The following is a 9627-nucleotide window of genomic DNA, read 5'->3' on the forward strand; positions in this document are numbered from 1 at the left end:
TTCCTATGCGGCGTCGCGCCCTCTCGCGAGCATCAGTAACGCGATGAGCGGAAAGGGGACCATCGACATGAAGGCCTTTTCCCAAGAGCCCGTCCAAGTGATGAGCAATGGGAAAATCAGTGGCCCGATGATGACGCCAAGGCCTGTTGTCACCATGACGCCGGAAGCAGCGTCTATCAGCCTATCCGGTGGTGCGCGGCGCATCACCTCGGCTACCTGGACCCCGCTCCATCCTGCCGCTACGACACCGGCAATCAACGCCAGGATTGCCACCGAGGTTGCGTCGCCGGAAGACGCTAGAACAGGAAGGAGGTATGTCGTAGCGGCAGTTCCCGTAAGGGCACAAAAGAGAATAAGCCGCGGAGACAGTCTCCTATCAGCGCCCCAGCCCAGCAGTATTCGGCCGAAGAAGGACCCGGCCTGCAACAGCGCAAAGATGTACCCTGAGACGACCGGAGCTACCCCGACCTCGATGGACAGATAGGTTGGGAGGTATACGAGCCACGCACTGTGGACCAGAGACAGGAAGAACCCGGTGGAAGTCAGGTAGCGCAAACGGTGATCGGAAAGAACGGTGTATAGCGGTCCAGAGAGGTTCCGGGCGTTGAACATGTCTTTCGATAGGAGCGACCTGCCGTCAGCTTTCCGCAGTTGCGGATAAAGGGGCATCAGTGCAATGGCACCCAGGATGAGCGGCACTCCCGCCGCAGCAAGGGCAACGTGAAGCCCGAATGCATTCGCGATGGCAGGCAATGTCAGGCCGGCAAGAACGCCTCCCATCGCAGGTGCGGAGAGCTTCACTGAAAAGATGAGCGAACGATGGCCGGAGGGGGCATGGTTGTGAAGAAGATCATTGCCCACCGGATGCGAGGGCGCATGTGAGAATCCGAGCAGCATGCCCGCGACAAGCGGGAGGCCTGCTACCGGACTGGTCATCACGAGGAGCCCTATAAAGCCACTACAGAGACCGAGAAGAAGCCCCCGCGCAGGGCCCAGTGCACGGAAAACACCGGCACCAATAAGTACGAATCCGACGGAGCCGATATTCGCGATTGTCGAAACCTGCCCTACAAGCTCCGGCGTCCAGTTGTAACTGACGATCAGTTCGGGACCAAGAACGGGTACCAGCCTCATCAGGATGGTTGCGGCGCAATGCGCAATGCAAACTGTCAGCAGAACCAATCGCCAATCGGGCTCTGAATGGTCCGACGCGGTTTCGCTCAAGTTGTTTCCCCGAAAAGCCAGCGATGACGACGTTGGCTGAGGTTGTCCGCCAGCATCTCCGTGTCCATGCCGGCGAAAGCCAGAGGTGCAAATCCGATTGAAACCAGCGCGCTGAAGAGTTCCGGTGTTGCGGTGCCACCCGCTACCGCAACCACTCCTCTGCGACCGCATGCATTCGCAACCCTTTTGCATACTTCAAGAAAATCGGGATGGCCGGGTTCGCCCGGCCTGCCCATTGTCACCGAAAGATCGTTAAGGCCGATGGCGATCATATCGACGCCCGGCTCGGCAGCGATCTCGTCAATGCGATCGACGCCCTCGGGAGTCTCGATCAGAAGCTGCACGATTGCCCCGTTGTCGGCGCGCCGCATGGTCTCCAGAGAGTTATGCCGGACATATCCAAGTTGCGGAAGCAGTGCATTCTGCGACCGGCCCCCCTTGGGCGGGAACCTGCAAGCAGCGACAGCTTCGCGTGCGGCAACGGCAGACTGGATGTGTGGACAGATTATTCCGCCTGCGCCGCCGTCGAGCAGCGGCCCGACGAGACCTGTCATTCCCTCGCGGATACGCACCCACCCGCCAACACCCAGCGAAGCTGCCGTTGCCGCGAGCGCCGCAGCACTTTCGACGCCAATCGGCGCATGTTCCATATCGACCCAGACGAGGTCGTATCCAACACTGGCAGCGAGCTTTGCGATCTCGGTGGTACGCGCATTGCGCAGGCCAAGCGCGATGCAGGTTTTCCCGGCCTGAAGGCTTTGAAGAATCCGTCTTCCGCCGGTTTCTGAAGGCTCAAGCTCATCAACCGCACCGAGTGCGTTATCTCTCATCTGCCCTCCAAAACCACGCAATGTGCGGCCGCCCCGTCGATTAGGCGCTCCCCAGACGGTAGTATTTGGTCCGCCAATCTCGGTGGAGGGACCAAAGTGGCCAACGGAAGATCAAGGAGTTGCAGCCGGAAGTCAATCTTGCAGTAATCCGCTGCACGGATGATCCGCTAATTCCACGCTGCCAAGTTTAATGACCTTCAAGCAAGCGGTGGCATCCATGGAAAAGTGCTGGGCACCTGCGGCCGTGCCGATCGAAGAACGGCCGGACCGCGTCGGAATGGACCGCCGGCGGCAGGGAACCCGAAATTCCCTGTGAAGGAGCGGGTTATTCCCGGGCACACGCAGGGCCTGCGCCAGCAGGTGCAGGTGTCGATCACGGGCGGTTCTCCGCCGATGGCCTATCAGTTCAACTCCGGTTACGACCTGACGCAGATCGCCGATTCAGGCCGTATCCTGGATATCAAGGATGTCTGGCAGGAGATGCGCGGTGACGAGATTTTCCCGGAGGGTCTGCGTCGCATCATTACCTTCGATGGCGTTCGCGCGGCCATTCCCATTTCCCTGAGCATCGTCAATGACGTCTTCTACAACAAGGAGGTGTTCGATCGCCTCGGCCTCGTTCCGCCGACGCGCTGGGAGGAGTGGAACCAGGTCTGTGAAAAGCTCGAGGCGAATAATGTCGCTTGTCTGGGCAATTCCTCAGGCTGGCCCTGGAGTTTTTACAACTTCTACGCCCCGCTTCTGAGCGTCGTAGGAGAAGAAGGCTATTGGCAGTTCGCCCGCGGCGAACTGTCGTTCACCGGGCCCGAAATGCGCAAGGCATTCGAAATCTTCCGGGAGAATTATGCCGAGCGTTACGCACCCAACTGGGACTGCGGCGGCTTGGGCGGATGCGACTGACCAGCTGATGCGTGGCGAAATTGGCATGTACCAGGGGGGCAACTGGATTTCCGGCTATATGAAGGGCCGCGGCTGGACGCCTGGCGAAGATTACGACTTTTTCCCGGCGCCAGGCACCGAAGACCACGCCATTTTCCAGACCGACACTGTCGTGGTGCTGAGAGGCGAGCTCGAAGAACAAGGGAAAGACTTCGTTCGCAGCGTTGTATCGGTTGAAGCGCAGGCTGCCTTCAATCAGCCCAAGGGCTCCATCGCGCCGAACATGGAGGTGTCGGAAGAGATCTATGACGTGATCGGCCGGCGAGAGGCGGAACGGTTCTCCGAAATGGCTCAGCCCAGCCTGATGATCCTTCTGCCGCCCGAATACCGCATGGCAATCGGCACCGAGATCGAAAAGTACGCGGCCAATCCGACCGCAGAAGGGCTCGAAGCGTCCCTCAATCCTCTTGAAGGCATGCGGAAGTCGCTGATCTAACAAAAGAAGTTCTATTCCTGGTAAGGACGTGGCCCTGCATCCCTCTGGTGCGGGGCAATTAAACGCAGCGGCGGCCCGCGGGTAAGGACACGTATGCAAAGGCTCGATTTCAAAACACGGCGCAACATCGTTTACACCCTCTTTCTGGTGCTGCCCGTTGGCCTCTTCATCGGTGCCTTCATCTATCCGGTGATCGATACGATCTGGCTGTCACTCCACGCTTGGGACGGCATGACGCCGGACATGCAGTGGGTGGGCTTGGCAAATTTCGAGCAGATACTGAACCAGCCCCGCACCCAGCGCGCCCTTTACAACAACCTGCAATGGCTGGCCTATTTCCTGATCGTTCCCACGCTTGTCGGGCTTGGGCTTGCCCTGTTGCTCGACAGCGACGTGAAGGGCGCATACATTTTCCGCACCATTTTCTTCCTGCCCTTCACGATCACCACGGTCGCGGTGGCTTCAGCTTGGCGCTGGCTTTATCGGCCGACCACAGGTCTGTTCTCGACCGTCCTCGAGAGCCTGGGGCTTTCGTCCTGGAACCAGAACTGGCTGGGCGACCCACAGATCGTCACCTATTCGATCATGGCAGCCTCGCTATGGGCGTGGAGCGGCTTCACCTTCCTCATCTACTTCGCGGGCTTCGGAATCTGCCCACGGAATATATCGAGGCCGCTCGTGTCGACGGCGCTTCGCCTTGGACGATCCTCACCAAGATCAAGCTTCCGTTGCTGATGCCAGCCACCGTCGTGGTGCTTGGCATCGCTGGCATCGACTCGATGCGCTCTTCGATATCGTTTGGTCCATGACGCAGGGCGGGCCGTTCGAGTCCTCCTATCTCCTGGCCGTGGACATGTATGAAACCTCGTTCTCGCGTTTCCAAATGGGGCAGGGCGCTGCCATCGCCGTGGTGCTCCTGGTTCTCGCGGCGATCGTCATTATGCCTTACGTCTACTACATGTCAAACCAGGTCGAGGAGATCCGCGAATGAGCGCGCTCGCGGCCCATCGTCCGGCATTCTCCACCGGCTGGCGCTACTTCATCCTCATTGTGCTTGCTATCTGCTACCTGATGCCCTTGCTGATGGCGCTGAACGCCAGTCTCAAGACGCCGGCGGAAATTCCATACTCTCTGCGCCTGCCGACGGAGATCTATTGGGACAACTACGCTGAAGGCTGGGATCGTATCGGCCGCGCCGTGCTCAACAGTTTCATGATCACCATTCCTTCGGTGGTGTTCTCCGTGTTTGTCGGCTCCCTTGCGGCCTATCCCCTGTCCCAGGTCAACATCCCCGGCGGGCCCATCATCAATCTCCTGATCCTTGCCGGAATGCTGGTGCCATACCAGGCGGTGCAGATTCCGCTCTTCATGATCATGCGGAGCATTGGCCTTTACAGCCCATCCCCGGAATGTGGCTCGTTCACACGGCCTATGGCCTGCCATTCGTCACGTTTTTCATGCGCAACTACTTCATGACGGTGCCGCGGTCGATGTTCGAAGCCGCGCAGCTCGATGGTTGCGGTCCGGCCGGATACTTCTTCAAGATCCTGCTTCCCGCGTCGGTTTCCGGACTCGCCGCCATTGCCATCGTGCAAAGCCGCTCGGCGTGGAATGACCTGTTCTTCGGGCTTACCCTCACCAGCGGCCAGAACAGCCCGGCACCCGTCACCCTCTATTCCATGATCGGCGGGCTTGATGTGGATGACGGGCCGATGATGGCGGCAACGATCGTATCCATCATTCCCATGATGATCGCCTTTCTGCTGTTCCAGAAAGCGTTTACGCGCGGTCTGCTGGGCGGAACATCCAAATAACAGAGGAAGGCGGTCATCGCCTGAAAGCCTTCGACACATGCATCCTTCCGTCGTTCGTCAAATCCACGCCTCGCGTATTTTCCACGCCATCCGGCCCAATCCCAATGCTTCGCAACGGGAGATTGCCGAGTTGGCTGAGACGGATAAATCCACGGTCTCGGCGATCCTGAAGGATTTCGAGGCTCTGGGCCTGATCGAACGCGCCACCAAGGTGGGAGGTACGCGCCGCGGACGACCCGGAGAGCGGATCTCGATTTCGGCCAAAAGGGCCTGTTGATCGGGGGTCATCCCGTTCCCGGCGAAATCAGCTATGTGGTGGCCGGGCTTGATGACGAGCCCCTGGACAAGGTCACACATCCGCTCCCACACCGGTCCGAGCTGGCAGCCGAAATGCAGGCCGGTATCGCCGAGCTTGTCGCTAAGGTCGGCCGCCGGATGGATGAAGTCAGGGCCGTGGGCATGTCGGTGCCGGGCCTTGTCGGGCGGGACGGGCATCTTGCCCATTCGCCCAACCTCGGTTGGCGTGATCTCCAACTGCGTAATCTCCTCGACTCGAGCATCCGCCAGCCGCTTTACATCGACAACAACTGTAACGCCGACGCCATGGCCGAATATCTGTTCGGCAGCGGCGTCGACGACGAGACCTTCGTCTATCTCGACAGCAGCTCGGGCGTGGGTGCAGGCCTGTTTCTCGATGGCGCGCTTTATCGTGGTCGAGGCGGATATGCAGGCGAGTTCGGCCATACCAAGATCGTCCCGAACGGGCGTCTATGCAGGTGTGGAAATTGCGGCTGCCTTTCAGCCTATGTATCGGATTTCGCCATTGCCAAGCGGCTGCAGCAGGACGGCGGTCAGGTCTCTTCGACCGACGAACTGCTCAGCCTGGCCGAAGCCGGGAATGAACTGGTCCTGCAGGTCCTGTCGGAGGTGGGGAGCTTTCTGGGAATCGGCGCCTCCAACCTTATCAACAACGTTCAATCCACCTCGCATCATCCTTGGTGGAAGCCTCTCCCGTCTCGATCCCTATATCCGCCATTCGATGATCCACACCGTCGAGGAGCTGGCACTTCCTGCCGTGCTGGACGAGTGCAAGATCGAATTCTCGGAGCTCAGCCTGCGCAGCGTCCCTTTGGGCGGTGTGGCCCTGGCGCTCGAGGGCTGCACCAGTTTGTCCGGCGCCAGGAGGATTACTATCTCTCCCATGAATATCTGGAGCCGTTCAACTCACCCTGTTATTTTCAGGACTTCGTGGAGCGGGCAGGCGGCTACGGCCTCTGCTATCTCGCGGAAGCCCAGCCCTCAACCATGTTCGCCAGCAATTATGGCGAGGGGGTTGCCGAGCCTCTGTTACAGGAGTGCGGGCACAGCCAGGTGCTGATCGAGCAGTATCTGGACTTCATCGTCAACCGCACCTTCAGGCAGACTTTGCTGGTTCATCACGAGAGGGCAGAGGATATTCGCTACCGGCTTGATGGCGAGAGGCTTCGAGATCTTCACTTTGCAGCTTCCTTCAGCAGCGTTGAGGGGGATACGCGCATCGTCGAAAGCGCCTAAGTTTATGCAAGTGGGACCGCCAGGATTACGACGCAGCGGCCTGAAATGAAGGTCGCGCTTGACGTCCTCTCGGCAGCGTGGCCTGAAACGGTCTCTTATGAGGATTTGCTACAGCGGGTTTCGGAATGCTGCTCCTCCGACGTTAAGGTGGCCGTCTCCGCTCTCGACCAGTTGCTCGAAACCTTGACCATCAAAGGCTGGGCGAGAATTCGTCTCTCGCCGGTTTTCATCTCGCCAGCGGACGAACCAATCAGAATTGATAAAACGATCCGACGCGCCGCCGAGATCTCACGCGGCGAGGGCAGGGACATGACGTTCAACGCCTGGCATGAGCCCGTACCGCTTGGGATCGTCGAAAGCTCGCTGTTGCCCGAACTCGACGGCACCAAGGACCGGGCGGTTCTTTTCGATCTGCTGGAGCGATATGTCCAGGAAGGGAAAATTGCCTTTGAGCGCCAACGCATGCGAGTCACGGAACCGCTGAAAATTGAAGAGTGTATTGCGGAACATGTCGGCGGGATGATTGCCAGTCTGGCGGCGCAGAAGCTTCTGAAAGCCCGCTCCCAACGCTGTCTTGATGAGTTGAGTGTTACTCGAAGAATGAAGATTAGCGCTTTGCGCAAAATGTGGCGATCGGGCAGCGGCTCGCGCACGTCTTCAGCACAAGCCAAGCTGCTACCCGCTATCGGTAACGATCCCGCGAGTGCGCCTACCACCGAGACCTTGAAGCATGGCTGGTTGCTTTTCAGCGACGTCGCTTTTCCCATTTGTGGAAAAATGGTCGACCGCTGGCGAGTTTGGCGGCGGATCATCAATCGCCCGATCTGTCATACGGCTTTCCGGATTCGCATAAAATAGCAGGAGTGCTAACCCCGGGACGGGCGGAAGCATGAAGATGGTGACGCCGCCGGTTTTCGACCGAGCTTCAGAATGAGAAGTCCACCGAAGACCAGATCGCGCTGTGCCGTGCCCACGCGCGACGTGGCGGCTTGGATGTGTTGCCATCATGAGGACAAGGCGCGGTCCGGTGCCTAGGTGCGCGGTCGCGATGGGCTGATGAGCCTGTAGGAGGCAGCTCGCCAACGCTGTTCGAAGTCGTGTTGGTGGAAGCCCTGGATCGGCTTTCGCGCGATATGGAGGATTTGGCCGGCATTCACAAACGGCTCCGCGTCTGATCGAGACATGCTCGTAGGTACAACGAGGAACGCCGGCGGCTTGCTCGAGAAGCGGCCAGTAGGCGCTCAGGACTGGAGACGAAGCGAGCACGCATCGAAGGCGAGCGGCAGCGCACGGTCGATCTCGTCATCCGAGGTGTCATTGGCGATGACGATGCCAAGATTCGGATCTCCGAACTCAAACAGCGGAGGGAAGAGATCGATGTCGAGCTTGCTCAACTGGATGAGGAGCCTCCAGTGATTACGCTCCATCCCGCAACCTTCGAACGATATATCGAGACTGTCGACGCGCTCGCGGTTTCGCTGGCCCATGACGCCCCGGCCTCAGGCGAGCCTGGGTCTCTCGTCCAGAGCTTTCGTGCACTGGTTCACAGTGTGAGTGTGCACCCGAAAGGCGCACGGGAAGGCTTTGAAATCGAAGTCAAAGGAAAGCTTGCTGCCTTGGTTGGAGGCAAAAGTGTTCCCCCAGACGCGCTATAGTGGGGGACGCGTGGTAGGGGAGGAGCGCTTCCGCCAGTACAGTCCCGCCACGGCGTTTTTGTGTTGAGGCCAGAATCAGCCAAAAACACAAGCTCCTGACCTGCCACTGAACTTTCATCCCATTGATGACTAGACTAGAGGAGAAGAGCCTCGGCGGTTTTCGATACGCCACTTGGCGCCGTGGGGCGACCGGCGGAACGCCTAGCCTTCATCTTGCGCAGCGCTGGAGCCGGTTGTGGCGATGGTTCCAACATAGCTTGCCCGGGTCTGATTACCCGAGCGATGAGTGCAGCCGGGAATGGTTATAATCGTCCGCCCAGTCGGGAGGGCGCGGCGGGCGTGATCTCATCGTCAGCGTGCCACAAGAAACGCGTCGCTCGGGAAGCGGCCTCGAAGTCGGCCGCGGCAACGTCCAGCCCTCTTCAGCCAATCTTAATCCGACCGTCGATCCTTGCGGCAGCATCGGCCTGTTCTTTGCGTCGACGGAATACTTGTAGATTTACTTGTGTAACGGACGCGACGAGCCTGCAATGGCGGAAAAACTGGACTGGAGCCGCTCCGTTCGTGCGGCCCATGCGGCAATAAANTTGAGAGCCCGCCCGCGTCGCCCACCAGATTCAGTATTAATCAAGCAAAGTGTTTTTGGTGTGGCGGAATGTCGCACCGCAAAGTACCTGTCGCTGCTGGAGGCGCTCAAACGCCATTCTTTTGAATACAATAAGTATGTATTGTTCGTAGATTAGATTACATTCCTCTTAGATAGGCAGGATGTTGTATGTGCTATGATGGGTTTGCTTCTTTGAATAGAAGCTTTGACGAAACTTGCAGAGAAAGAAATGAGAATGCCTAATATACGTCCCACAAACCTGATCGACCGCATCTACAACGACCTTGCCTCCGGAGTCATTTCGGCGCGCACGCCAAAGGAGGAAATCTATTCCCGATACGGACGCGGTCCCGACCGCACGTCCTGCTGGCTNGAATACAAGATCGCGCTGCGGTCCTATGGTGCGGACCACGGCACGATGGTGATCGTCGACGACACCAATGGTATCTTCCTCGGGCAGATGGACTGCACGCCCGAAACCACCCAGGCCGAAGCGGTCCGATTTCTTGATCCGTTCGCCGAAAGACATTTCCGCAACTGCGGCGGCCGCAATCCCATGCAGGTGACG

General features: G+C 58.8%; 12 protein-coding genes. 9 read left to right on the plus strand and 3 right to left on the minus strand.

The window, feature by feature from the left end:
- Window positions 1–3: 3 nt before the first annotated feature.
- Window positions 4–1224, minus strand: a complete 1221-nt coding sequence (locus tag CHEJ32_RS0122640) for an MFS transporter (protein WP_028035816.1) — start codon at window positions 1222–1224, stop codon at window positions 4–6.
- On the minus strand, window positions 1221–2054 hold the full coding sequence (locus CHEJ32_RS0122645; RefSeq protein WP_028035817.1) for an HpcH/HpaI aldolase/citrate lyase family protein: 834 nt from the start codon (window positions 2052–2054) through the stop codon (window positions 1221–1223). The genes CHEJ32_RS0122640 and CHEJ32_RS0122645 overlap by 4 nt, the downstream gene beginning before the upstream one ends.
- Before the next feature lie 312 nt (window positions 2055–2366).
- On the opposite strand from CHEJ32_RS0122645, the gene CHEJ32_RS27940 reads away from it, so the two are divergent.
- The 9 genes from CHEJ32_RS27940 to CHEJ32_RS26460 all read left to right on the plus strand — a co-directional run bounded on the left by CHEJ32_RS27940 (window position 2367) and on the right by CHEJ32_RS26460 (window position 7655).
- The gene (locus CHEJ32_RS27940; protein WP_028035818.1) at window positions 2367–2954 is read left to right on the plus strand and encodes an ABC transporter substrate-binding protein; all 588 of its coding nucleotides are present in this window, start codon (window positions 2367–2369) and stop codon (window positions 2952–2954) included.
- A 7-nt stretch (window positions 2955–2961) separates the two neighbouring features.
- On the plus strand, window positions 2962–3429 hold the full coding sequence (locus tag CHEJ32_RS27945; protein WP_256375706.1) for a hypothetical protein: 468 nt from the start codon (window positions 2962–2964) through the stop codon (window positions 3427–3429).
- A gap of 599 nt (window positions 3430–4028) precedes the next feature.
- Window positions 4029–4238 (plus strand): ABC transporter permease subunit, encoded by a 210-nt coding sequence (locus CHEJ32_RS27835; protein ID WP_245261263.1) that lies wholly within the window; start codon window positions 4029–4031, stop codon window positions 4236–4238.
- On the plus strand, window positions 4235–4420 hold the full coding sequence (locus CHEJ32_RS27840) for a hypothetical protein (RefSeq protein WP_245261264.1): 186 nt from the start codon (window positions 4235–4237) through the stop codon (window positions 4418–4420). Before CHEJ32_RS27835 ends, CHEJ32_RS27840 begins: the two co-directional genes overlap by 4 nt.
- Window positions 4417–4905: a carbohydrate ABC transporter permease gene (locus tag CHEJ32_RS27845; protein WP_245261265.1), complete on the plus strand. Its 489-nt coding sequence runs from the start codon at window positions 4417–4419 to the stop codon at window positions 4903–4905. The genes CHEJ32_RS27840 and CHEJ32_RS27845 overlap by 4 nt, the downstream gene beginning before the upstream one ends.
- Window positions 4902–5243 (plus strand): ABC transporter permease subunit, encoded by a 342-nt coding sequence (locus tag CHEJ32_RS27850; protein ID WP_245261266.1) that lies wholly within the window; start codon window positions 4902–4904, stop codon window positions 5241–5243. Before CHEJ32_RS27845 ends, CHEJ32_RS27850 begins: the two co-directional genes overlap by 4 nt.
- A gap of 37 nt (window positions 5244–5280) precedes the next feature.
- On the plus strand, window positions 5281–5520 hold the full coding sequence (locus CHEJ32_RS27950) for a helix-turn-helix domain-containing protein (RefSeq protein WP_028035820.1): 240 nt from the start codon (window positions 5281–5283) through the stop codon (window positions 5518–5520).
- The gene (locus CHEJ32_RS26455) at window positions 5517–6797 is read left to right on the plus strand and encodes an ROK family protein (protein ID WP_028035821.1); all 1281 of its coding nucleotides are present in this window, start codon (window positions 5517–5519) and stop codon (window positions 6795–6797) included. The genes CHEJ32_RS27950 and CHEJ32_RS26455 overlap by 4 nt, the downstream gene beginning before the upstream one ends.
- Window positions 6798–6842: 45 nt before the next feature.
- The gene (locus CHEJ32_RS26460) at window positions 6843–7655 is read left to right on the plus strand and encodes a hypothetical protein (RefSeq protein WP_028035822.1); all 813 of its coding nucleotides are present in this window, start codon (window positions 6843–6845) and stop codon (window positions 7653–7655) included.
- Window positions 7656–8038: 383 nt separating this feature from the next.
- Here the strand turns inward: CHEJ32_RS26460 and CHEJ32_RS0122690 are convergent, their stop codons facing one another.
- Window positions 8039–8284 carry a hypothetical protein gene (locus tag CHEJ32_RS0122690; RefSeq protein ID WP_028035823.1) on the minus strand — a complete coding sequence of 82 codons (246 nt, stop codon included), beginning with the start codon at window positions 8282–8284 and terminating at the stop codon, window positions 8039–8041.
- Window positions 8285–9627 lie beyond the last annotated feature (1343 nt).

The sequence above is a fragment of the Chelativorans sp. J32 genome, from assembly GCF_000518985.1.
Classification (GTDB): Bacteria; Pseudomonadota; Alphaproteobacteria; order Rhizobiales; family Rhizobiaceae; genus Chelativorans.